This window comes from Streptomyces sp. BB1-1-1, from assembly GCF_031597775.1.
GTDB classification, from domain to species: Bacteria; Actinomycetota; Actinomycetes; order Streptomycetales; family Streptomycetaceae; genus Streptomyces; species Streptomyces thinghirensis.
Map to the genome: position 1 here is coordinate 2727496 of NZ_CP134203.1, position 25021 is coordinate 2752516.

At 71.1% G+C, this 25021-nt stretch carries 17 protein-coding genes; 11 read left to right on the plus strand and 6 right to left on the minus strand.

The window, feature by feature from the left end; genetic code table 11:
* Positions 1-46: 46 nt before the first annotated feature.
* On the plus strand, positions 47-1156 hold the full coding sequence (locus tag RI578_RS12505) for a DegT/DnrJ/EryC1/StrS family aminotransferase (RefSeq protein ID WP_310871160.1): 1110 nt from the start codon (positions 47-49) through the stop codon (positions 1154-1156).
* Positions 1157-1203: 47 nt separating this feature from the next.
* Complete coding sequence (locus RI578_RS12510; protein WP_310871161.1) at positions 1204-2166, plus strand: Gfo/Idh/MocA family oxidoreductase; 963 nt, start codon at positions 1204-1206, stop codon at positions 2164-2166.
* A 24-nt stretch (positions 2167-2190) separates the two neighbouring features.
* Here RI578_RS12510 and rfbA read toward each other — a convergent pair whose 3' ends face one another.
* Complete coding sequence (gene rfbA, locus RI578_RS12515; RefSeq protein WP_310875751.1) at positions 2191-3066, minus strand: glucose-1-phosphate thymidylyltransferase RfbA; 876 nt, start codon at positions 3064-3066, stop codon at positions 2191-2193.
* A 148-nt stretch (positions 3067-3214) separates the two neighbouring features.
* On the opposite strand from rfbA, the gene RI578_RS12520 reads away from it, so the two are divergent.
* From RI578_RS12520 to RI578_RS12530, 3 genes are all read left to right on the plus strand, one after another.
* The gene (locus RI578_RS12520) at positions 3215-3991 is read left to right on the plus strand and encodes a TetR/AcrR family transcriptional regulator (RefSeq protein WP_310871162.1); all 777 of its coding nucleotides are present in this window, start codon (positions 3215-3217) and stop codon (positions 3989-3991) included.
* 292 nt (positions 3992-4283) lie between these two features.
* Positions 4284-6323, plus strand: a complete 2040-nt coding sequence (locus RI578_RS12525; RefSeq protein ID WP_310871163.1) for a M4 family metallopeptidase — start codon at positions 4284-4286, stop codon at positions 6321-6323.
* Positions 6324-6453: 130 nt separating this feature from the next.
* Positions 6454-6963 carry a DUF1990 domain-containing protein gene (locus RI578_RS12530; protein ID WP_310871164.1) on the plus strand — a complete coding sequence of 170 codons (510 nt, stop codon included), beginning with the start codon at positions 6454-6456 and terminating at the stop codon, positions 6961-6963.
* A gap of 25 nt (positions 6964-6988) precedes the next feature.
* Here RI578_RS12530 and RI578_RS12535 read toward each other — a convergent pair whose 3' ends face one another.
* A complete protein-coding gene (locus RI578_RS12535; RefSeq protein ID WP_310871165.1) occupies positions 6989-9607 on the minus strand; it encodes a glycosyltransferase family 1 protein in 2619 nt (872 codons plus the stop codon).
* A 310-nt stretch (positions 9608-9917) separates the two neighbouring features.
* Here RI578_RS12535 and RI578_RS12540 point away from each other — a divergent pair, with 310 nt between their 5' ends.
* The 4 genes from RI578_RS12540 to glgB all read left to right on the plus strand — a co-directional run bounded on the left by RI578_RS12540 (position 9918) and on the right by glgB (position 17734).
* Positions 9918-11981: an alpha-1,4-glucan--maltose-1-phosphate maltosyltransferase gene (locus RI578_RS12540; RefSeq protein ID WP_310871166.1), complete on the plus strand. Its 2064-nt coding sequence runs from the start codon at positions 9918-9920 to the stop codon at positions 11979-11981.
* Complete coding sequence (treS, locus tag RI578_RS12545; RefSeq protein ID WP_310871167.1) at positions 11978-13678, plus strand: maltose alpha-D-glucosyltransferase; 1701 nt, start codon at positions 11978-11980, stop codon at positions 13676-13678. The genes RI578_RS12540 and treS overlap by 4 nt, the downstream gene beginning before the upstream one ends.
* Positions 13679-13776: 98 nt before the next feature.
* Positions 13777-15171 carry a maltokinase N-terminal cap-like domain-containing protein gene (locus tag RI578_RS12550; RefSeq protein ID WP_310871168.1) on the plus strand — a complete coding sequence of 465 codons (1395 nt, stop codon included), beginning with the start codon at positions 13777-13779 and terminating at the stop codon, positions 15169-15171.
* Between the two features lie 37 nt (positions 15172-15208).
* Complete coding sequence (glgB, locus tag RI578_RS12555) at positions 15209-17734, plus strand: 1,4-alpha-glucan branching enzyme (protein ID WP_310871169.1); 2526 nt, start codon at positions 15209-15211, stop codon at positions 17732-17734.
* 12 nt (positions 17735-17746) lie between these two features.
* Here glgB and RI578_RS12560 read toward each other — a convergent pair whose 3' ends face one another.
* From RI578_RS12560 to RI578_RS12575, 4 genes are all read right to left on the minus strand, one after another.
* A complete protein-coding gene (locus RI578_RS12560; protein WP_310875752.1) occupies positions 17747-20011 on the minus strand; it encodes an AAA family ATPase in 2265 nt (754 codons plus the stop codon).
* 120 nt (positions 20012-20131) lie between these two features.
* Positions 20132-20446, minus strand: coding sequence for a co-chaperone YbbN (locus RI578_RS12565; protein ID WP_121749553.1), 315 nt, complete (start codon positions 20444-20446; stop codon positions 20132-20134).
* An 11-nt stretch (positions 20447-20457) separates the two neighbouring features.
* A complete protein-coding gene (locus RI578_RS12570; RefSeq protein ID WP_121749267.1) occupies positions 20458-20856 on the minus strand; it encodes a MerR family transcriptional regulator in 399 nt (132 codons plus the stop codon).
* 145 nt (positions 20857-21001) lie between these two features.
* Entirely contained in the window at positions 21002-22405 is a 1404-nt protein-coding gene (locus RI578_RS12575; RefSeq protein WP_310871170.1) for a cation:dicarboxylate symporter family transporter, read from the minus strand.
* A gap of 154 nt (positions 22406-22559) precedes the next feature.
* Between RI578_RS12575 and RI578_RS12580 the strand changes: the two genes are divergently transcribed.
* A complete protein-coding gene (locus tag RI578_RS12580; RefSeq protein ID WP_310871171.1) occupies positions 22560-24278 on the plus strand; it encodes a sensor histidine kinase in 1719 nt (572 codons plus the stop codon).
* Positions 24275-24976 (plus strand): response regulator, encoded by a 702-nt coding sequence (locus tag RI578_RS12585; RefSeq protein ID WP_310871172.1) that lies wholly within the window; start codon positions 24275-24277, stop codon positions 24974-24976. Before RI578_RS12580 ends, RI578_RS12585 begins: the two co-directional genes overlap by 4 nt.
* Positions 24977-25021 lie beyond the last annotated feature (45 nt).

Genomic DNA, 25021 nt, shown 5'->3' on the forward strand with positions numbered 1-25021 from the left:
GGCGGCCAGGCCCATGTCCGAGACGAGCGGAGACACTGACTCACCCATGACCACTTACGTATGGGACTACCTGCGCGAGTACGAGAACGAGCGGGAGGACATCCACGACGCGATCGAAACCGTGCTGCGGTCCGGGCAGCTGGTACTCGGCGCCAGCGGACGCGGCTTCGAGGAGGAGTTCGCCGCCTACCACGGGGTCGGGCACACGGTGGGAGTCGACAACGGCACCAACGCGATCAAGCTGGGGCTTCAGGCGATCGGCGTGGGGCCCGGTGACGAGGTGATCACCGTCTCCAACACCGCGGCACCGACCGTGGTGGCCATCGACTCGGTGGGAGCGACGCCCGTCTTCGTCGACATCCACCCCGACACGTATCTGATGGACATCGAGCAGGTGGCCGCCGCCGTCACTCCGCGCACCAAGTGCCTGCTCCCGGTACATCTCTACGGCCAGTGCGTCGACATGACGGCGTTGCGGGCGGTGGCGGACGAGCACGGTCTGCTGGTCTTCGAGGACTGCGCGCAGGCCCACGGCGCCCGACGCGACGGACAGCTCGCCGGTACCTGGGGGGCCGCGGCCGCCTTCTCCTTCTACCCCACCAAGGTGCTCGGGACGTACGGCGACGGTGGCGCGGTCCTCACCTCGGACCCGACAGTGGACGCCAGTCTTCGGCGGCTGCGGTACTACGGCATGGAGGAGCGCTACTACGTCGTGCGCACGCCCGGGCACAACAGCCGCCTGGACGAGCTGCACGCGGAGATCCTGCGCCGCAAGCTGCGCAGGCTCGACACGTACGTCGAGGGCCGGCGTGCGGTGGCGCGCCGCTACGCCGAGGGACTCGCCGACACCGATCTGGTGCTGCCGTCGGTCGCGCCGGGCAACGACCACGTCTACTACGTCTACGTGGTGCGCCATCCTCGGCGCGACGCCATCATCGAGGCCCTCAAGGGCTACGACATCTCGCTGAACATCAGCTACCCGTGGCCGGTCCACACCATGACCGGCTTCTCCCACCTCGGCTACGCGAAGGGGTCCCTGCCGGTCACCGAGACGGTGGCCGACGAGATCTTCTCGCTGCCCATGTACCCCTCGCTGGACCCGGCGGTGCAGGACAAGGTCATCGGTGCACTCCACGACGTCCTGGCCACGCTGTGAGTTCTGCCCCCACCGGGCGGGACGGCGCCGCGGGCGGGACGGTTCGCATGGGTGTGCTCGGCTGCGCGGACATCGCGCTGCGTCGGATGCTCCCGGCCATCGCGGCGGCCGACTCGGCCGAGCTCGTCGCCGTGGCCAGCCGGGACGCCGCCAAGGCGGAGCGGGTCGCGGCCCGGTTCGGTTGCGCCGGTGTCAAGGGCTACCGGGCGCTGCTGGAGCGGGACGACATCGACGCGGTGTACGTCCCCCTCCCGCCCGCACTTCACTTCGACCAGGTGGCCGAGGCGCTGCTGGCGGGCAAGCACGTGCTGTGCGAGAAGCCGCTGTGCACGACCCGGGCGGAGGCCGCCGAGCTGATGGAGCTCGCTCGGCGGCACCGCCGGACCCTCGCCGAGAACTTCATGTTCCTGCACCACTCCCAGCACGCCGAGGTCCGGTCACTCGTCGACGCCGGTGCCATCGGCGAGTTGGAGGTCCTGTCCGGCTCGTTCGGCGTACCGCCGCTGGATCCCACGGGGTTCCGGTACGTCCCCTCGCTCGGCGGCGGCGCACTGCTGGACGTCGGTGTCTACCCGCTGCGGACCGTGCAGATGTACCTGTCCGGCGAGCCGGAGGTGCTGGCGGCCACCCTCCGGGTGGACGACGCGACCGGGGTGGACGTGGCGGGTACGGCCCTGCTGTGCGCCTCCGACGGGGTCGCGGCACAGCTCGAGTTCGGCTTCCGGCACTCGTACCGGTCACGCTATGCGCTGTGGGGCGGCGAGGGGCGGCTCTCGGTCGAGCGGGCGTACACCCCGCCGGAGCAGCTGAAGCCGGTGGTCCGGCTCCAGCAGCAGGACCGGCTGACCGAGCTGGCGATGCCCGCGGACCACCAGGTGCGCAATGCGCTGGCCGCGTTCACCGCCGCCGTCCTCGCCGGCCGGGACGGTCCGGTCGGCGAGAACGAATCGCTGCTCCAGGCACGGCTGGTCGAGGATGTCCGGAAGGTCGCCAGGGTCGTCACCGGCTGATTCCTCCCCCCTCGGCCCCGGCCCTCAGACCCGCATCTCCTCGGCGATGGACATGACGTACTGCCCGTACCCGGACCCGCTGATCTCCTCGCCCAGCCGGTGGCACGCCTCGGCGTCGATGAACCCCATCCGCAGCGCGACCTCCTCGATACACGCGATACGGCACCCCTGGCGTTCCTCCAGCGTCCCCACGTACTGGCTGGCCTGGAGAAGGGATTCCGGTGTGCCCGTGTCGAGCCAGGCGAAACCGCGGCCCAAGTCGACGAGCTTGGCCTCGCCCTGCTCGACGTAGAACCGGTTCACATCGGTGATCTCCAGTTCACCCCGGGCCGACGGCGCGATGTTCTTGGCGATGTTGACCGCTCGGTCGTCGTAGAAATAGAGGCCCGTGATGGCGCGGTTGGACCGCGGCCGCGCGGGCTTCTCCTCGATGGAGATGAGTTTGCCGTCGGCGTCCACCTCGCCGACCCCGTACCGCTGCGGGTCGTGCACCGGGTAGCCGAACAGGACACAGCCCCGCACTTCCCGGGACTCCTGGGCCAGCACGTCGGAGAAACGAGGACCGTGGAAGATGTTGTCCCCCAGGATCAGCGCGACCGAGTCCGTGCCGACGTGATCGGCACCGATGAGCAGAGCCTCGGCGATACCGGCCGGCTCGGCCTGCTCCGCGTAGCCGATGTTCATCCCGAGCCGGGACCCGTCGCCGAGGAGGGTACGGAAACGCGGCAGGTCATGAGGGGTCGCGATGACGAGGACGTCCCTGATGTCCGCGAGCATGAGAATCGACAGCGGATAGTAGATCATCGGCTTTCCACCGACGGGCAGTAACTGCTTGGATACTGCACGGGTAATCGGATAAAGCCTGGTTCCGGCGCCACCGGCCAGAACGATGCCTTTCACCAAGACCACCTTCCAGAACACGGGGAAAGCAGTGTTTCCGGTGATCTTCGTAGGCTCCTCAAGTCCCGCTCGTAGCCGAGTCAAGAAGGCAGCGATATCCGGAAACACACCATCGCCGGTTTCCGTTCCGGTAATTAACCTGATGCCCATGAGCCGAACGGGGAACAACACGGAGACCAGCGGCAGCGGAGACGTCGTCCGCACTCTCGAGTTGCTGTGGGACTCGGGTCGGCGGCCCGGTCGCGGGCCCAGACCGGGGCTGACGCTGGACCAGATCGTGGCAGTGGCCATCCGGATCGCGGACGCGGACGGCCTGGAGGCCGTATCGATGCGCAGGATCGCCACGGAGTTGGGCATCGGCACGATGTCGCTCTACCGGTACGTGCCGGGCAAGGGCGAGTTGCTCGACCTGATGCTGGACCGCTGCCTGCGGATGGGCGAGGACACGGACACCCTCGGTACGGACTGGCGCACGACTCTGGAGCGCCTCGCCCGCGAGAGCCTCGCCCTCTACCGGCTCCACCCCTGGTTGCTCCGGGTCAACCGGTCCCGTCCGGTGCTCGGTCCGGGCACCGTCGACAGCATGGAAAGGGTGATCTCCGGTATCCACCCCATGGGCCTGCGCGACCCCGAACTGGTTTCGGTGGTCACCATGATCGATTCCTACGTCACCGGGGCCGCCCGCATCCAGTTGTACGCGCAGGAGGCGGAGCGTCGGACCGGTTTGACGGATGCCGAGTTCTGGGCGGCCCAGGCGCCGTTCCTGAAGGAGGTCACGGCCGGCGGCCGCTTCCCCATGGTCGCCTCGCTCTCCGAGGATTCCTTCAGCCCCGACTTCGACCACTTCGCATTCGGGTTGCAGCGGATCCTGGACGGGGTCGAGGCGTTCGTCGAGCGCTGCGGCCCCGAGCCCAGTACTGACTGATCGGGCAGTCAGTACCGCACCCAAGTATCCCCTCCGTATATCGAACATGAACGCCCGGACAACGAACCATTTCCGGCCAACTTCCTGACGCGCTCCTGACAGAAGGCGCGTTCTCCTGCCACTCTTCCCACGGCCGCTCCACAGCGCCCCCACAGCTTCCCCACCAGCGCTGCGCGGCGGTCAGCTCCTAGCACGTGGTTTCTGCGTACCGAACCAGTACCGCCCGGCCGGCCCACCCGCCGGCCGGTCTCCCCTGGCCGCGCGACCCGCGGCCACGCAGAAGGAGTCAGTGTTGAGCAGCAGCACTCCCCACAGACGCACCTCCCACACCGCGTCCCGCACCACCCACCGCCGCGCCGCCGCCGTCGCCCTGGCCGGTGTCGCCGCGCTGATCGCCACGGCGGTCCAGTCCGGCGCCGCCACCGCGGCACCCCGGCAGGCCCCCGTTCCGGGCGCCGAGTCCGTCAAGCTCTCCCCGGCCCAGCGCGCCGAACTCATCCGTGACGCCGACGCCGCCAAGGCGCGCACCGCCGACGAACTCGGCCTGGGCGCCAAGGAGAAGCTGGTCGTCCGCGATGTGGTCAAGGACCGCGACGGCACCGAGCACACGCGCTACGAGCGCACCTACGACGGACTGCCCGTCCTCGGCGGCGACCTGGTCGTCACCACCGACGCCGGGAAGACCGAGCGGGTCGTGAAGGCCACGCCGAAGGCGATCAAGCCGGCCACCGTGACGCCGAAGATAGCCGCCGGCAAGGCCGAGCAGCAGGCCGTGTCCGCCGCGAAGGCCGCCGGCGCCGAGCAGGCCGAGGCCGACCGCGCCCCGCGCAAGGTGATCTGGGCGGCGAACGGCACCCCGGTCCTGGCGTACGAGACGGTCGTGGGCGGCCTCCAGGAGGACGGCACACCGAACGAGCTGCACGTGGTCACCGACGCGGCCACCGGCGCCAAGCTCTACGAGTACCAGGCGATCCACAACGGCACCGGCAACACCATGTACAGCGGCACGGTGACGCTGGGCACCGCGCAGTCCGGGTCGTCGTACACGCTGACCGACACCGCGCGCGGCAACCACAAGACGTACAACCTCAACCGGGGCACCTCCGGCACCGGCACGCTCTTCTCCGGCCCCGACGACGTGTGGGGCAACGGCAGCCCGTCGAACGCGGAGACGGCCGCCGCCGACGCCCACTACGGGGCCGCGCTGACCTGGGACTACTACAAGAACGTCCAGGGCCGCTCCGGTATCCGCGGCGACGGCGTGGGCGCCTACTCCCGGGTCCACTACGGCAACAACTACGTCAACGCCTTCTGGTCGGACGGCTGCTTCTGCATGACGTACGGCGACGGCTCCGGCAACGCCAACCCGCTGACGTCCATCGACGTGGCCGCGCACGAGATGACGCACGGCCTCACCTCCAACACCGCGGGGCTCAACTACAGCGGCGAGTCCGGCGGCCTGAACGAGGCCACCTCCGACATCTTCGGCGCGTCCGTCGAGTTCTACGCGAACAACTCCTCCGACGTCGGTGACTACCTCATCGGCGAGGAGATCGACATCAACGGCGACGGCACCCCGCTGCGCTACATGGACAAGCCCAGCAAGGACGGCGCGTCCAAGGACTCGTGGTACTCGGGGATCGGCAACATCGACGTCCACTACTCGTCCGGCCCGGCCAACCACTTCTTCTACCTGCTGAGCGAGGGCAGCGGCACCAAGACCATCAACGGTGTCACCTACGACTCGCCCACCTCGGACGGCCTCCCGGTCACCGGCATCGGCCGCGAGAAGGCGGCGAAGATCTGGTTCCGCGCGCTGACCACGAAGTTCACGTCGACCACCAACTACGCGGGCGCCCGCACCGGCACCCTCGCGGCCACCGGTGAGCTGTACGGCACCGACAGCACCGAGTACAAGGCGGTGCAGGACGCGTGGGCCGGCATCAACGTCGGCGCCCGCTCGGGCGGCGGCGGTGGCGGCGGCACCTCCTTCGAGAACGCCGCCGACGTGGCCATCCCGGACAACGGCGCGGCGGTCACCTCGTCGGTCGCCGTGACGGGGCGGGCCGGCAACGCGCCGGCCAACCTCCAGGCCGCGGTGGACATCAAGCACACCTGGCGCGGTGACCTGGTGGTCGACCTGCTGGCCCCGGACGGGACCGCGTACCGCCTGAAGAACTCCAGTTCCTCCGACTCGGCGAACGACGTCAACCAGACGTACACGGTGAACGCCTCCTCGGAGACCGCCAACGGCACCTGGAAGCTCCGCGTCCAGGACGTGGCCTCCCGGGACACCGGGTACATCAACTCCTTCAAGCTCACCTTCCCGTAGACCCCGCGCGGGGCTCCACGGTCAGGGCGCCGTCCCGGTGGTTCGAATCCCTGGGACGGCGCCCTCCCCATGGCCTGCCGACGACACCCGGAACGCCAGGTTCCAGGGTGTCGCCCTACTCTTGGTGCCCATGTCCTTCACGTACGACGACGTCGGCGCCACCCGCGAGCAGGGCCACTGCCCGCCCGGCTTCCGCCCCATGCACGTACGCACGCGCCTCGGGGAGGGCGAACCGGTGTTCCAGCGCGCGGTCGAGGCCGTGCTCACCTGGGAGATGCACCGGGAGATGGGCGTCGGCATCGACGCGAGCGCGGAGCGTGCCGCACCCGGCGTCGACGTCACCGTCACCCTCGCCGGGATGATCAAGGCGCCCTGCCGGGTGGTCTGGACCCTGGACGAGCCCCGCCGGGCCGGCTGGGCCTACGGCACCCTGCCCGGCCACCCCGAGTCCGGCGAGGAGGCCTTCCTCGTGGACCGGACGGGCGACGGCACGGTCTGGCTGACCGTGACCGCCTTCAGCCGCCCCGCCAAGTGGTACGCCAGGGCCGGCGGACCGGCCACCCGCGCCTTCCAGCACGCCTACGCCCGCCGCTGCGGCACCGTCCTGCGACGGCTGAGCGGCGGCGACGAGGAGGACTGACGGCGCCGGTCACCCCACGCGCCGGTCACCTCATCAGCAGCCCCGCCGCCTCCGCCAGCTCGTCCGACGGCACCGCGACCAGTCCCGCCTCCGCGCCGGACGCCAGCAGCCGGTGCGCGGGCAGGATGCGGACCGTGTAGCCGAAGGGCCCGGTGCGGTCCAGGGCGAGCGGGCCCTCGTACAGCCAGCGGCCCTCCAGGTCGGGGCCGCCCACCGGTTTCAGCGGCACGGTCGCCGCGTCGGTGATCCGGTCCTCGGAGTCGACCCGGCCGGAGACCGCCTGCACCTCCACGTCGTCCGGGGCGAGGTCGCCGAGGTTGACCCGGACCCGCAGCCCGAGCGTCGAGCCCAGCTCCGCCGTGGCGCTCGCGGCGGACGTCTCCACGTGGTCGACGCTCACCCCGGGCCAGGCCGCCCGCACCCGGGCCTTCCACTCGGCCAGCGCACGGGCGGAGTCCGGGTCCATCGCGCGGTGCGCCTCGGCCGCGGGGGCGTAGAGCCGCTCGACGTACTCGCGGACCATGCGGCCGGCCAGCACCTTCGGCCCGAGCAGGCTCAGGGTCCTGCGGACCATCTCGATCCACCGGTCGGGCAGCCCGCTCGCGCCGCGCTCGTAGAAGCGGGGGGTGATCCGCTGCTCCAGCAGGTCGTAGAGGGCGGCGGCCTCTATGGCGTCGCGCCGGTCCGGGTCGGTGCCCGCACCGTCGGCGGTGGGGATCGCCCAGCCGAAGTCGGGCTGGTACCACTCGTCCCACCAGCCGTCCAGCACCGACAGGTTGAGGCAGCCGTTGAGCGCCGCCTTCATGCCGGACGTGCCGCACGCCTCCAGGGGGCGGAGGGGGTTGTTCAGCCAGATGTCGCAGCCCGGGTAGAGCTTCTGCGCCATCGCCATGCCGTAGTCGGGCAGGAACACGAGGCGGTGCCGCACCCGCGGGTCGTCGGTGAACCGCACCAGCTCCTGCACCAGCCGCTTGCCGCCCTCGTCCGCCGGGTGCGCCTTGCCGGCGACGACGATCTGGATCGGCCGCTCGGAGTGCAGCAGGAGGTCCATCAGGCGGTCGCGGTCGCGCAGCATCAGCGTCAGCCGCTTGTACGACGGGACGCGCCGCGCGAACCCGATGGTGAGCACGTCCGGGTCGAGGACGTCGTCGATCCAGCCCAGCTCGGCGGTGCCGGCGCCGCGCTGCCGCCAGGAGGCGCGCAGCCGCTCCCGCACCTCCTCGACGAGCTGCTCGCGCAGGGTGCGGCGCAGTTCCCAGATGTCCTGGTCGGGGATGTCGGCGACCGAGTCCCAGCGGTCCGAGCCGCCGACGGTCAGCGCGTCCTCGGCCCGCTGGACGCCGATCTGCCGGGCCCCGAGCCGGAAGACCTCCGGCGCGACCCAGGTCGGGGCGTGCACGCCGTTGGTGACGGAGGTGATCGGCACCTCCTCGGCGTCGAAGCCGGGCCAGAGTCCGGCGAACATCCCCCGGCTGACCCCGCCGTGCAGCAGGGAGACGCCGTTGGCGCGCTGAGCCAGGCGCAGGCCCATCACGGCCATGTTGAAGAGGTTGGGCTCGCCGCCGGGATAGGTCTCCATGCCGAGCCGCAGGACGCGCTCGACGTCGATGCGCGGGAGTTCGGAGTCGGGGCCGAAGTGGCGGGCGACCAGCTCGCGGTCGAAGCGGTCGATGCCGGCCGGGACGGGGGTGTGGGTGGTGAAGACGGTGCCGGCCCGGACCGCCTCCAGTGCGGCCCCGAACTCCAGCCCCTTCTCGCACAGTTCGGAGATGCGCTCCAGGCCGAGGAAGCCCGCGTGGCCCTCGTTGGTGTGGAACACCTCCGGCGCGGCGTGGCCGGTGAGCCGGCAGTACGTCCGTACCGCCCGGACACCTCCTATGCCGAGCAGCATCTCCTGGAGGAGCCGGTGCTCGCTGCCGCCGCCGTAGAGCCGGTCGGTGACGCCGCGTTCGCCGAGGTCGTTCTCCTCGACGTCCGAGTCGAGCAGCAGCAGCGGCACCCGGCCGACCTGGGCCAGCCAGACACGGGCGCGCAGCTCCCGGCCGCCGGGCAGCGCGAGGGCGACGTGGGCGGGGGTGCCGTCGGTCTCCTTGAGGAGGGCTAGGGGCAGCTCGTGGGGGTCGAGGACGGGGTAGTGCTCCTGCTGCCAGCCGTCCCGGGAGAGGGACTGGCGGAAGTAGCCGTGCCGGTAGAGCAGGCCGACGCCGATGAGCGGCACGCCCAGGTCACTGGCCGCCTTCAGGTGGTCGCCGGCGAGGATGCCGAGGCCGCCGGAGTACTGGGGCAGGGCGGCGGTGATGCCGAACTCGGGTGAGAAGTAGGCGACGGCGGTGGGGAGTCGGCCGGACTGGGCCTGGTACCAGCGGTCGCCGGTCATGTAGTGGTCGAGGTCGTCGGCCACCGCGGTCAGCCGGCGCAGGAAACGCCGGTCCTCCGCCAGCTCCGCGAGGCGCGCGGGCGGGACGGTGCCGAGCAGCCGTACCGGGTCGCGGCCGGAGGCGGCCCAGCACCCGGGGTCGACGGACTGGAAGAGGTCGCGGGTCTCCGGATGCCAGGACCAGCGCAGATTCCGGGCCAGATCACTGAGCGGCCGGAGGGGGTCGGGGAGAACGGGACGGACGGTAAGTCGACGAATCGCCTTCACCCCGACGACGTTACCGGCGCGATGTGTCCCTCGCTGGGGCCTTCGCCCTCAGACCTCCGATTCGGCCTGAACGGCGTCCTCCTCGATCGCCGGACGGGCTAATAACCACCGGCGTGTCGATCTCCGGGCGGGGAAGGTGTCCGGTCAGGTCGTCGCGAGTGTCGACATACGCATGAGTAAGTAACAAAGTGCCGGATTGCCCACCCGAAGAGTGTGGGAAGGCTCCTGCGGTACACCCCACATGCACCCCCGCAGGACCCACCTCCCCAGAGTCATCCGCCCACCCTCGTTGACGCGGACAGGAGCGGTCATGCCCGCCACGCACCACTCGTCAGCACCCCCCGCGGCACCATCGCAGGCGCCACCCGGGGCACCCCCCGCGGACGGCACCACCGTCGTCGGACGCATCCCCGTCCTGGACGTCCGCCCGATGGTCCGGCAGGGGCGCAGGCCCGCCAAGGCCGTCACCGGCGAGTCCTTCGAGATATCGGCCACCGTGTTCCGCGAGGGGCACGACGCGGTCGCCGCCAACGTCGTCCTCAGAGATCCGCGGGGCCGGCCGGGCCCGTGGACGCCGATGCGGGAGCTGGCCCCGGGCACCGACCGCTGGGGGGCCACCGTCACCGCCGGCGAGCCGGGACTCTGGTCGTACACCGTGGAGGCGTGGGGCGATCCGGTGACCACGTGGCGGCACCACGCGCGGATCAAGATTCCGGCGGGGATGGACACCGACCTGGTCCTGGAGGAGGGCGCCCGGCTGTACGAGCGCGCCGCCGCCGACGTGCCCCGGAGCGAGGACCGACGGGAACTGCTCACCGCCGTGGACGCGCTGCGGGACGAGACCCGGGCGGCCGCGTCCCGTTTGGCGGCGGCGTTGACGCCGGAGGTGGACGCGGTACTGGCCCGGCATCCGCTGCGCGAGCTGGTCACCACCTCCGACCCGCTGCCCCTGCTCGTGGAGCGCGAACGCGCCCTGTACGGCGCCTGGTACGAGTTCTTCCCCCGCTCCGAGGGCACCCCCGAGCAGCCCCACGGCACCTTCCGCACCGCCGCCCGCCGGCTGCCCGCCATCGCCGCGATGGGCTTCGACGTCGTCTACCTCCCCCCCGTCCACCCCATCGGCACCACCCACCGCAAAGGCCGCAACAACACCCTCTCCGCCACCCCCGACGACGTCGGCGTCCCCTGGGCCATCGGCTCCCCCGAAGGCGGCCACGACACCGTCCACCCCCAGCTGGGCACGATCGACGACTTCGACCACTTCGTCACCGAAGCCGCCCGCCTGGACCTGGAGGTCGCCCTCGACTTCGCCCTCCAGTGCTCCCCCGACCACCCCTGGGTCCACAAACACCCCGACTGGTTCCACCACCGCCCCGACGGCACCATCGCCCACGCCGAGAACCCGCCCAAGAAGTACCAGGACATCTACCCCGTCGCCTTCGACGCCGACCTCGACGGACTCGTCACCGAGACGGTCCGCGTGCTCCGCTTCTGGATGGACCACGGGGTGCGGATCTTCCGCGTCGACAACCCCCACACGAAACCCGTCGTCTTCTGGGAACGCGTGATCGGCGAGATCAACCGCGCCGACCCCGACGTGATCTTCCTGGCGGAGGCCTTCACCCGCCCCGCGATGATGCACACCCTGGCCCAGATCGGCTTCCAGCAGTCCTACACCTACTTCACCTGGCGCAACACCAAGCAGGAACTGACCGAGTACCTCACCGAACTCTCGGGGGACGCCGCCTCCTACATGCGGCCCAACTTCTTCGCCAACACCCCCGACATCCTGCACGCCTACCTCCAGCACGGCGGCCGCCCCGCCTTCGAGGTCCGCGCCGTCCTCGCCGCCACCCTCTCCCCCACCTGGGGCATCTACAGCGGCTACGAACTCTGCGAGAACACCCCCCTGCGCGAAGGCAGCGAGGAATACCTCGACAGCGAGAAGTACCAGCTCAAACCACGCGACTGGGCCACCGCCGCCCGCGAGGGCACCACCATCGCCCCCCTCATCAGCCGGCTCAACACCATCCGGCGGGAGAACCCGGCCCTCCGCCAACTGCGCGATCTGCACTTCCATCCCACGGACAAGGAGGAGGTGATCGCCTACTCGAAGCGGCAGGGGTCGAACACGGTTCTGGTGGTCGTGAACCTCGACCCCCACCACACCCAGGAGGCGACGGTCTCGTTGGACATGCCGCAACTCGGCCTGGACTGGCACGAGTCGGTGCCGGTGCGCGACGAGCTGACCGGCGAGACCTACCACTGGGGCAGGGCCAACTATGTGCGCCTGGAGCCGGGCGTCACGCCCGCGCACGTCTGCACGGTTCTGCGACCGTCCCACCCGCAGATCGGAGGGTCACCCACCACATGATCTTCAACGAGCCCGTGCCGGACACCTTCGAGGACACCCCGGCCAAGGACCGTGACCCGGACTGGTTCAAACGAGCCGTCTTCTACGAGGTACTCGTCCGCTCCTTCCAGGACAGCAACGGCGACGGCGTAGGCGACCTCAAGGGCCTCACCGCCAAGCTGGACTACCTGCAATGGCTGGGCGTGGACTGCCTGTGGCTCCCGCCCTTCTTCAAATCACCGCTGCGCGACGGCGGTTACGACGTCTCCGACTACACCGCCGTGCTGCCCGAGTTCGGCGACCTGGCCGACTTCGTCGAGTTCGCGGACGCCGCCCACCAGCGCGGCATGCGCGTGATCATCGACTTCGTCATGAACCACACCAGCGACCAGCACCCGTGGTTCCAGGAGTCCCGCCGGGACCCCGACGGCCCGTACGGCGACTACTACGTCTGGGCGGACGACGACAAGCAGTTCCAGGACGCGCGGATCATCTTCGTCGACACCGAGGCGTCGAACTGGACCTACGACCCGGTCCGCAAGCAGTACTACTGGCACCGCTTCTTCTCCCACCAGCCGGACCTGAACTACGAGAACCCGGCCGTGCAGGAGGAGATGATCTCCGCCCTGAAGTTCTGGCTGGACCTGGGCATCGACGGGTTCCGGCTGGACGCGGTGCCGTACCTCTACCAGGAGGAGGGCACCAACTGCGAGAACCTCCCGGCCACGCACGACTTCCTGAAGCGGGTGCGGAAGGAGATCGACGCGCAGTACCCGGACACGGTGGTGCTGGCGGAGGCCAACCAGTGGCCGGAGGACGTCGTCGACTACTTCGGCGACTACGCCGCCGGCGGCGACGAGTGCCACATGGCGTTCCACTTCCCGGTCATGCCCCGGATCTTCATGGCCGTACGCCGCGAGTCCCGCTACCCCGTCTCCGAGATCCTCGCCAAGACCCCGGCCATCCCGTCCGGCTGCCAGTGGGGCATCTTCCTGCGCAACCACGACGAGCTGACCCTCGAAATGGTCACCGACGAGGAACGCGACTACATGTACGCGGAGTACGCCAAGGACCCGCGCATGCGCGCCAACATCGGCATCCGCCGCCGGCTCGCCCCGCTCCTCGACAACGACCGCAACCAGATCGAGCTGTTCACGGCCCTGCTGCTCTCCCTGCCCGGCTCGCCGATCCTGTACTACGGCGACGAGATCGGCATGGGCGACAACATCTGGCTCGGCGACCGCGACGCGGTCCGCACGCCGATGCAGTGGACCCCGGACCGCAACGCCGGCTTCTCGTCGTCCGATCCGGGGCGGCTGTTCCTGCCGACGATCATGGACCCGGTCTACGGCTACCAGGTGACGAACGTCGAGGCGTCCATGGCCTCGCCCTCGTCGCTGCTGCACTGGACCCGCCGGATGATCGAGATCCGCAAGCAGAACCCCGCCTTCGGCCTCGGCACCTACACCGAACTGCCCTCCTCCAATCCGGCGGTACTGGCCTTCCTCCGGGAGTACGAGGACGACCTGGTGCTGTGCGTCCACAACTTCTCCCGCTTCGCGCAGCCCACCGAACTCGACCTGAGCGCCTTCGGTGGGCGCCATCCGGTCGAGCTGTTCGGCGGAGTCCGCTTCCCGGCGGTCGGCGAACTGCCGTACCTGCTGACTCTCGGGGGGCACGGCTTCTACTGGTTCCGGCTGCGCGGCGACGCTCTCTAGGGCCGGACCGGCCCGATCCCCGGGCGGGCGGTTTCTGCCTCCCCGCCCGGGGCACGCATCAGTAACACCCCGACGACCCGGGGAAAGGACGCGACGCCATGTCGGAAGCCGTCATACGCACCGTCACGAGCCCGCCAGGCCTCCTAGCGTCACTTGATCCGCTGCTGCGGGACTGGCTGCCGCGGCAACGCTGGTTCGCGGGCAAGGGCCGTCCGGTCACCGGATTCTCGCTGGTCGCGGCCACCGAGCTACTCCCCTCCGACGCCCGTCTCGGCCTGTACCACGTGCTGGTCCGCGCCCACCACCAGCTCGCTCCGGCACCGGGCGCCGCCGAGGAGCCCGGCGACTGCTACCAGCTGCTCATAGGCGCGCGCGAGGCGCTGCCGCCCCGGCTGGCGCCCGCGCTCATCGGACATGTGACCGAGGGCCCGCTGGCCGGCCGCACCGCCTACGACGCCCTGTACGACACCCGGCCCGCCGAGGTGCTCCTGGAGGCGCTGCGCACCGGGGCCCGCATCGGCGGGCTTCGCTTCGAGCGGGAACCGGACCAGGACATACGCACGGGCCTGGTGCCGCGGCTGATGACCGCCGAGCAGTCGAACTCGTCGGTCGTGTATGGAGATACGTTCATTCTCAAGTTGCTGCGGCGGATCGTGCCGGGCATCAACCCCGACCTGGAGCTGCCGCTGGCGCTGGCCCGCGAGGGCTGCCCCCGGGTGCCGGCTCCGGCCGGGTGGATGGTGGCCGACCTGGCCGGCCGGTCCTGGGTGCTGGGCGTGCTCCAGCCGTATGTGCAGGGCGCGACCGACGGCTGGGAGCTGGCCCTGCGCGAGCTGGCCAAGGGGGAGGACTTCGCCGCCGAGGCCCGGGCGCTCGGCCGGGCCACCGCCGAGGTGCACACCGCGCTGGCCCGTGCGCTGCCGACCGTCACCCTCGGCCACGGCCAGATGCGGCAGCTCGCCGACGGCATGATCGAGCGGCTGGAGGAGGCCGCCCACGCGGTGCCCCTGCTGCGGCCGTACGCGCCCGCGCTGCGCACGGCGTTCACGGCGCTGGGCGACCTGGCCGCCGAGGGCCGCACCTGGACCGCCCAGCGCGTCCACGGCGACCTGCACCTCGGCCAGTGCCTGCGCTCGCCCTCCGGCCGGTGGTCGCTGATCGACTTCGAGGGGGAGCCCGCCAAGCCCCTGGCCGAGCGGCGGATGCCACAGCCGCCGGTGCGGGACATCGCCGGGATGCTGCGCTCCTTCGACTACGCCGCGCACTCGGCCGACGTCTCGGTGCCGGGCTGGGCCGATTCCTGCCGGGCCGCGTACTGCACCGGGTACGCGGAGGTCGCCGGCAGCGACCCACGCACCGACCCGGTGATGCTGCGCGCCCACGAGACGGACAAGGCGGTGTACGAGGTCCTGTACGAGGCCCGGCACCGTCCCGACTGGCTGGCGGTGCCCCTGTCCGCGGTGCGCCGCCTGTCCACGCCCGAACCGGCATGACACCCCCTCCCGATCCCACGTCCAGGAGGCTCCACCCGTGACCCCCCGCCCCTCGTCCAGCGGTCCCGACCCGAAGAAGACGGCCGAGGAGAAGAGCGCCGCGAAGAAGGCGGCGCCGCCTCAGAAGGCGGTGGCCAAGAAGACGACCGCGAAGAAGGCGACCGCGAAGAAGGCGACCGCGAAGAAGGCCGCCGCCAAGGCGCCGGTCGCCACCGAGACGACGGCCGCGAAGACGGCGGCGGCCGCGAAGAAGACCGTGGCCAAGAAGACGGTCGGGAAGGAAACGGTCGCGAAGAAGGCGGTCGCGAAGAAGACGCCCGCCAGGAAACCGGCCGCCAAGAAGGCCGTGAAGGCCGCCGTGCCGGTCGAGGTCGCCGTCTCCCCCTCCCTGGACGCCGTCGACCGGGAGCGGCTGCTCGCCGGTACGCACCACGACCCGCACTCCGTGCTCGGCGCCCACTCCGTGCCCGGCGGGGTCGCCTTCCGGGCCTTCAGGCCGTACGCCCTGGCGGTGACCGTCCTGTCCGGTGAGCTGCGGGTCGAGCTGCACGACGACGGGGACGGGTTCTTCTCCGGACTGGTGCCGATCCAGGAGGTCCCCGTCCACCGGCTCCTGGTGACGTACGAGGGGACGGCCCAGGAGGTGGACGACCCGTACCGCTTCCTGCCCACGCTGGGCGACCTGGACCTGCACCTGATCGGCGAGGGACGGCACGAGCAGCTCTGGCAGGCGCTCGGCGCGCATCCGGTGACCCACGAGGGCGTCGCGGGCACCCGCTTCACGGTGTGGGCGCCGAACGCGCGCGGGGTCAGGGTGGCCGGCGGCTTCAACTTCTGGGACGGCACCGGCCACCCGATGCGGTCGCTGGGCGGCACCGGCGTGTGGGAGCTGTTCCTGCCCGGCGTCGGCGCGGGCGAGCTGTACAAGTTCGAGATCACCCGGCCCGACGGCTCCCGCACGTTCCGCGCGGACCCGCTGGCCCGCCGCACGGAGGTCCCGCCCGCCACCTCCTCCGTCGTACACGCCTCGGACTACACGTGGGGCGACGAGGAGTGGCTGGCCCGGCGCGCGGCAGCGCCCGCGCACGAGGCGCCGCTGTCGGTGTACGAGGTCCACCTGGCCTCCTGGCGGCCGGGGTTGACGTACCGCGAGCTGGCCGAGCAGCTCCCCGCGTACGTCGCGGACCTGGGCTTCACGCACGTCGAGCTGATGCCGGTCGCCGAGCACCCCTTCGGGGGCTCCTGGGGCTACCAGGTCACCGGCTTCTACGCGCCCACGGCCCGCCTCGGCGACCCCGACGACTTCAAGTACCTGGTGGACCGGCTGCACCAGGCCGGCATCGGCGTCCTGATGGACTGGGTGCCGGCGCACTTCCCGCGCGACGACTGGGCGCTGGCCGAGTTCGACGGGCGTCCCCTGTACGAGCACTCCGACCCGCTGCGGGCCGCGCATCCGGACTGGGGGACGCTGGAGTTCGACTTCGGGCGCCGGGAGGTGCGCAACTTCCTCGTCGCCAACGCCGTGTACTGGTGCGAGGAGTTCCACATCGACGGGCTGCGCGTCGACGCGGTCGCCTCGATGCTCTACCTGGACTACTCGCGCGAACCGGGCCAGTGGACGCCGAACGAGCACGGCGGCCGGGAGAACCTGGACGCGGTGGCGTTCCTCCAGGAGATGAACGCGACGGTGTACCGGCGGGTGCCGGGGGTCGTCACCGTCGCGGAGGAGTCGACGGCCTGGGACGGGGTCACACGGGCCACGCACCACAAGGGGCCGAGCGGGTTCGGCGGGCTCGGGTTCGGGCTGAAGTGGAACATGGGCTGGATGCACGACTCGCTCGAGTACATGAGCCACGAGCCGGTGCACCGCAAGTACCACCACGGCGAGATGACCTTCTCGATGGTGTACGCGTACAGCGAGAACTACGTGCTGCCGATATCCCACGACGAGGTGGTGCACGGCAAGAAGTCGCTGGTGTCGAAGATGCCCGGCGACTGGTGGCAGCAGCGCGCGAACGAGCGGGCGTACCTGGGCTTCATGTGGGCCCACCCCGGCAAGCAGCTGCTCTTCATGGGGCAGGAGTTCGCGCAGGGCGCCGAGTGGTCCGAGGCGCACGGTCCCGACTGGTGGCTGCTCGACCCGGAGTACGGGGCGGCGGCGGACCACCGGGGCATGCGCGACCTGGTGCGGGACCTGAACACCGTCTACCGGGTCACGCCCGCGCTGTGGCAGCGCGACACCCACCCCTCGGGTTTCGCCTGGGTGGTCGGGGACGCCGCCGAGGACAACGTCCTCGCGTTCCTGCGGCTGGACGCCGACGGCACCCCGCTGCTCGCGGTGTCGAACTTCGCCCCGGTCGTCCGCCCCGACTACCGCCTCGGCGTCCCCGACGACGTCCCCGCCTGGCACGAGGTGCTCAACACCGACGCCGCGCGGTACGGCGGCGGCGACGTGGGCAACCCCGACCCGGTCAAGCCGGAGCCGCAGGGGTGGCACGGCCGGCCGGCGAGCGTCCGGCTGACCCTGCCGCCCCTGTCGACGGTGTGGCTGCGCCCGGCGTAGGGGGCGGCACGGCTACGCGTCCACCAGCCCCTTCGGCAGCGGCCCGGTGTGCAGTACGCCGAGCCGCTGGGTGGCCCGGGTGAGGGCCACGTACAGGTCGCTCGTGCCGTAGCGGCCGGGCTCGACGACCAGGACGGAGTCGAACTCCAGGCCCTTGGACTGGCGCGGGTCGAGCAGGACGACGCTCCGGGTGAGGTCCGGCTCGGCGCCCGCCGTCACGCCGTCCAGCCGGGCGGCGAGCGCCTGGTGCAGCTCGCGCGGGGCGATGACGGCGAGGCGGCCCTCCTCGGGGGTCAGCTCCCGGGCGGCCTCGGCGACGGCGGCCGGGAGGTCGCCGGTGGCGCGGATCCAGGGCCGTACGCCCGTGGAGCGCACCGAACTCGGCGGTGCGAAGGCGGGGTCGTCGGCGCGGACGACGGCCGCCGCCACGTCCATGATCTCGGCCGGGGTGCGGTAGTTGACGCCCAGGCGGGTGTGCTCCCAGCGGTCCTCGACGTAGGGGGCGAGGATCTTCGACCAGGAGCCGACGCCGGCCGCCTCCGCGGTCTGCGCCGGGTCGCCGACCAGGGTCATCGAGCGGGTCGGGCAGCGGCGCATCAGCAGCCGCCACGCCATCGGGGACAGCTCCTGCGCCTCGTCCACGATGATGTGCCCGAACGCCCAGGTGCGGTCGGCCGCGGCGCGCTCGGCGGCGCTGCGGTGGTCGTCCTCCTCCTGGCGCTCGGCGAACCGCTCGGCGTCGATGATGTCGTGCGCCGACAGCACCTCCGCGTCCTCCTCGTCCTTGTCCTCGAACTCGTAGGTCCGGGACGCGTACGACACGTCCAGCACGCCCTGCGCGTAGGCGATCTGCTGCTGCCGCTCGCGTTCGGCGCGGGTGCGGGCGATGCGGTCGTCCTCGCCGAGCAGCTCGGCCGCCTCGTCGAGGAGGGGCACGTCGGCGACGGTCCAGCGCCGGGTGACCGGGCGGCGGACGGCGGCGGCGTCCCCGGCGGGGAGGAATGCCTCGGGGGCGGCTAGGAAGTCGGCGACGAGGCGCTGCGGCGTCACCCGGGGCCAGAGCTGGTCGATGGCGGACCAGACCTCGGGGTTCTCGGCGAGTTCGTCGCGGATCTGGGTGATGTCGCTGGGGTCGAGGAGGTTGGTGCCGTCGTAGGGGTCGGTGCCGATGCGTTCGGCGACCATGTCGGTAAGGGTGTTGAGGATGTGGCCCTCGAAGTGCTCGCGGGCCGCGTTGTGCGGGAGCTTCGCGGCGCGGGTGCGCTCGCGGGCGACGTTCACCAGGTCGTCGTCGAGCATGAGGATCTCGCGGTCGTGCTCGATCGCGATGACCGGGTCGGGCAGCGCCTGCCGGTCGCGGACCACCTCGGCGAGGACGTCGGCCATGTCGGCACGGCCCTTCACCGCCGCCGCCTCGGGCGTGTCCGTCCCGGTGGCCTTCACGCCGGGGAACAGCTCGCCGACCGTGGAGAGGAGCACGCCGGTCTCGCCGAGCGAGGGCAGCACCTCGCCGATGTAGCCGAGGAAGGCGGGGTTCGGGCCGACGATGAGGACGGCGCGCTTGGCGAGCAGCTCGCGGTGCTCGTAGAGGAGGTAGGCGGCGCGGTGCAGGGCGACGGCGGTCTTGCCGGTGCCGGGGCCGCCCTCGACGACCAGGACGCCGCGGTGCGGGGCGCGGATGATGCGGTCCTGGTCGGCCTGGATGGTCTGCACGATGTCGCCCATGCGGCCGGTGCGCGCGGAGTTCAGCGCGGCGAGCAGCACGGCGTCGCCGGACGGGTCCTCGTGTCCGGTCCGGGTCTCGTCGCCGAGGTCGAGGATCTCGTCGTGCAGGGCGGTGACCGTGCGGCCCTCGCTCGCGATGTGCCGGCGGCGGCGCAGGCCCATCGGGGTGTGGCCGGTGGCCAGGTAGAAGGGGCGGGCGACATCGGCCCGCCAGTCGATCAGGACCGGGGTGCGTTCGGCGTCGTCGGCGCGCAGGCCGATGCGGCCGATGTGGTGGCCGGCCCCGGAGGTGAGGTCGATGCGGCCGAAGCAGAGGGAACCGTCCACCGCGTTGAGCGCGGCGAGCAGCCCGGAGCGCTCGGCGACCAGGATGTCCCGCTCCAGCCGGGCCTGCTGGGGGGTGTTGCCCTGCGCGAGCGCCTGGGTCACCGAGACCTCGGTGTCGCCGCGCAGCGCGTCCACGCGTGCGTACAGTCCGTCGATGAATTCCTGCTCGTGCCGCAATTCATCGTCCGGAAATTCGGTGTTTGACAATTCCACTCCCGCCCGGATATACTGTGCTCACTGAACTTCTTCGTGGCCTCATTGTTCTGAAGTCACGAATCAACGAATATACGCAAAGAAATCCCCCGAGCGCAATTGCTCGGGGGATTTCTTCGTATCGGGCGCGGGTCAGATCACGTCGGACAGCTCCTCCAGCAGCCGCCGCTTGGGCCGGGAGCCCACCATCGACTTCACCGGCTCACCGTCGCGGAACACCATGAACGTCGGCATCGACAGCACCTTGTACGCGTTCGTGGTCGCCGGATTCCGGTCGACGTTCAGCTGCACCACCCGCAGCCGGTCGCCCTCTTCCGCGGCCAGGGCGCTGAGCACCGGAGCCATCTGCCGGCACGGCGGGCACCAGTCCGCGGTGAACTCCACCAGCACCGGCAGCTCACTGCCCAGCACCTCCCCGGCGAACCCGGCGTCCGTCACCTCGGGCACCCCGTTGCTCGTCATGCGTGTCCTCCCAGTTCGCACTTGGGCTCCGGGCCCCCCGGAACCGCCGCCTCGGCTCGCGCCAGTTGCGCACCGACCTGCGCCCGCACCGACGTGAGCTGCTCGATCAGCTCGTCCAGCTCCGCCAGCTTGCGCCGGTAGACCACGAGGGAGGCCGGGCACGAGTCGCCCTCGGGGTGCCCGGCGCGCAGACACTCCACGAAGGGGCGGGTCTCCTCCAGGTCGAACCCGAAGTCCTGGAGCGTCCTGATCTGCCGCAGCAGCTTCAGGTCTTCCTCGTCGTACGTCCGGTAGCCGTTGACGGCACGACGCGCGGACAACAGGCCCCGCGACTCGTAGTACCGCAGCGTCCGCGTCGTGGTCCCGGCCCGTGCGGCCAGCTCGCCGATTCGCATGGAGACGAACGTAAGCCTTGACGCGGACGTCAAGGCAAGAAGCCCCGCGCCACAAGGCGCGGGGCTTCTCGGGGGGACCGGGCGGCTGAGCGACGGGGGGAGCACCTCAGCCGCCCGGCGTGTGTGGGCGTCGCGCCGGCCTGTCTCAGGCCCGGGCCAGCTCCTTCTCGCCGCCCTGCTCGGGCACCTCGGGCGTGCCGTCCGCGTCGTGGACGTCGTCGGCGCCGTGGTGGTCGTCCAGGAGGGTCTTCTCGTCGAACGGGGCGTGTCCGGCGAGCACCTCGTCCACCCGGCCCCTGTCGATCTCCTTGGTCCAGGTTCCGATCAGGACCGTGGCGATGGCGTTGCCCGCGAAGTTGGTGAGGGCGCGGGCCTCGCTCATGAAGCGGTCGATGCCGACGATGAGGCCGATGCCGTCCACCAGGGCGGGCTTGTGCGAGGAGAGACCGCCGGCCAGCGTGGCGAGACCGGCACCGGAGACACCGGCCGCGCCCTTCGAGGCGACCAGCAGGAAGAGCAGCAGCGGGATCTGCTCACCGATCGACATCGGCGTACCCATGGCGTCGGCGATGAACAGCGAGGCCATGGTCATGTAGATCATGGTGCCGTCGAGGTTGAACGAGTAGCCGGTCGGGACCGTGATGCCGACCACCGGCTTGCTGACGCCCAGGTGCTCCATCTTCGCGATGAGGCGCGGCAGCGCCGACTCCGACGAGGAGGTGGACAGGATCAGCAGGAACTCGCGGCCCAGGTACTTGAAGAGCGAGAAGACGTTGACGCCGGCGACGAAGCGCAGCAGCGCGCCCAGCACCAGGAAGACGAAGAGGAAGCAGGTGACGTAGAAGCCGAGCATCAGTACGGCCAGGCTCTTGAGCGCGTCGACGCCGGCCGAGCCGGTGACCGCGGCGATGGCGCCGAAGGCACCGACCGGGGCGGCCCACATGATCATCGCCAGGACCCGGAAGACCAGCCGCTGGATGTGCTCGATGCCGCGCAGGACGGGCTGCCCGGCGGAACCCATGGCCTGCAGGGCGAAACCGCAGAGCAGGGCGATCAGCAGGGTCTGCAGGACCTCGCCCGCGGTGAACGCGGAGACGATCGTGGTCGGGATGATGCCCATCAGGAACTCGACGGTGCCCTTGGCCTCCGCGTCGACCTGCGCCTGACCGGTCTCCTTGACGGCGTCGGTGACCGCGAGGCCCGTGCCCGGGTCCAGGATGTTGCCGACGACCAGGCCGATGGCGAGCGCCACCAGCGACATCACCAGGAAGTAGACCAGGGCGATACCGCCCACCGCGCCGACCTTGGCGGCCTTGCGCACCGAGCCGATGCCCAGCACGATCGTGCAGAAGATGATCGGCGAGATCATCATCTTGATCAGGTTCACGAAGCCGGTGCCCAGTGGCTTCAGCTCGGTCGCGGCGTCCGGGAAGATCAGACCGACGGCGATACCGAGGGCGACCGCGATGATCACCGCGATGTAGAGATAGTGCGTGCGATCCCGCTTGGCTTTGGGTGCGGTAGCTGCCGTAGCGGCTTTGCTGGTCACGGCGGCCCTCCTTGACGACGTCGTCGGCATCACCGGCGTGCGGCTCACGTCCGGGAGTTTGTTTCGGGGATGCGGTGACTATCTCCCGCGCTGTGAGCGCGGTCACCCTTGCGTTCATTTCGTTCACAATCAGGCCAGGAGGGAGACTGACGGCATGCACCTCCGCGTCCCTGGACCCCGTAGCCTGGCCGGTCAGCTGTTCGCCATGCAGGCCGTGCTGATAGCGGTCGTGGTCGCCGGGTACGCGCTGTTCACCTACGTCAGCGACCGGCGGCAGGCGGAGGAGGCGGCCGGGCGCCAGGCCAGGTCGGTGTCGCTGGCCATCGCCGACTCGCCGTCCGTGCTGGAGGCGATCCGCACGCCCGACCCGACGGCGCAGCTCCAGCCGTACGCGGTGCGGGTCATGCGGGACACCGACGTGGACTTCGTGACGATCATGAATCCGGAGGGCATCCGCTGGACCCACCCGGACCCGAAGCAAATCGGCCATCTCTTCCGCGGTCACATCGAGCGCGCGCAGCGGGGCGAGACGTTCACCGAGACCTACACGGGCACGTTGGGGCCGTCGGTGCGGGCGGTGACGCCCGTGGAGAACGCCGGGCGGGTGGTCGGCCTGGTCAGCGCCGGGATCAAGGTCGAGGAGATCAGCAAGCGGGCGCAGGAGCAGCTGACGGCCCTGCTCGGGGTGGCGGCCGGGGCGCTGCTGCTCGGCGCGGTCGGCACGTACGTGATCAACGCGCGGCTGCGCCGGCACACCCACGGTATGAACGCGGACGAGCTGAGCCGGATGCACGACTACCATCAGGCGGCGCTGCACGCGGTGCGGGAGGGTCTGCTGATGCTGGACGGGCAGTACCGTGTCGCGCTGATCAACGACGGCGGACGGGAGCTGCTCGGTGTGACCGGTGACGTGGTGGGCGCCTCGGTCGCCGACCTGGGGCTGCCGGCGCAGCTGACGGGGGCGCTGCTGGCCTCGGAGCCGCGGGTGGACGAGGTGCATCTGGCGGCGGAGCGGGTGCTGGTGGTGAACACCTCGCCGGTCTCCGGCGGCGAGCGCCGGGGCACGGTGGTGACCCTGCGCGACGTGACCGAGCTGCAGTCGCTGACGGGCGAGCTGGACTCCGAGCGCGGCTTCACGCAGGCGTTGCGCTCGCAGGCGCACGAGGCGGCCAACCGGCTGCACACGGTCGTCTCGCTGATCGAGCTGGGCCGCACCGAGGAGGCCGTGGACTTCGCGACGGCCGAACTGGAGCTGGCGCAGGCGCTCACCGACCAGGTGGTGGCGGCGGTCGGCGAGCCCGTACTGGCCGCGCTGCTGCTGGGCAAGACGGCGCAGGCCAACGAGCGGGGAGTGGAGCTGGTGGTGTCACGGGACAGCCGACTGGACGACGGGCTGCTGCCGCCGTCCCTGCCCGCCCGGGACCTGGTGACGATCCTGGGGAACCTGGTCGACAACGCGGTGGACGCGGCCCAGGGCGAGGTGCCCTCGCGGGTGACGGTGGCGGCGTACACCGAGGCGAGGGGCGGACCGCGGACGGCCGGGGGCGAGGACGTCTCCGGCGCGGACCCGGCGGCGGGCGGCTCCGAGCTGGTGCTGCGGGTGTCGGACACGGGTGCCGGGGTCGATCCCGCCCATGCCGACCTGGTCTTCCAGCGGGGTTTCTCGACGAAGCCGGCCGGTGAGGGCGGCCGTGGCCTGGGGCTGGCGCTGGTCAGTCAGGCGGTGCAGCGGCACGGCGGCACCCTGACCGTGACGGAGGCCGAGGGCGGCGGCGCCCGTTTCGAGGCCCGGCTGCCGCTGGACGACCCCGGGGGCCACGCGCCGGCCCCGGACGCCCTGGCGGGCAGACACGAGTTCGGGGGCGCCGTATGAGCACCGCCCCGCAGCCGATCCGTGTCCTGGTCGTCGAGGACGACCCCGTCGCCGCCGACGCGCACGTGATGTACGTCGGCCGGGTGCCGGGGTTCACGGCCGTCGGCAAGGCGCACACGGGAGCGGAGGCCCGGCGCGTGCTGGACCGTACGCCGGTGGATCTGCTCCTGCTCGACCTGCATCTCCCGGACGTGCACGGGCTGCAGCTGGCCCGTTCGCTGCGGGCGGCGGGGCATCACACCGACGTGATAGCGGTGACGTCGGCGCGGGACCTGACGGTCGTGCGGGAGGGCGTCTCGCTGGGCGTCGTCCAGTACGTGCTGAAGCCGTTCACCTTCGCCACCCTGCGGGACCGCCTGGTGCGGTACGCCGAGTTCCGGGGCGCCGCCGGGGAGGCGAGCGGTCAGGACGAGGTGGACCGGGCACTGGCCACACTGCGGGCTCCGGGCCCGGCCGCCCTGCCGAAGGGGCTGAGCGGGCCGACGCTGGAGCGGGTGACGGGCGCGCTGCGCGGCACCGAGGAAGGGCTCACGGCGGCCGGGGTGGCCGAGGCCGTGGGCATCTCGCGGATCACGGCCCGGCGTTACCTGGAACATCTGGTGGACGCGGGGAGGGCGGGACGGAGCCCGCTGTACGGGCAGGTGGGGCGGCCGGAGTTGGTGTACCGGTGGGTGCGCGAGACCGAGCGGGGCCGATGAACACAGGTTGTCCACCGCACACGCATTGACCTGGCTGGACCAGTC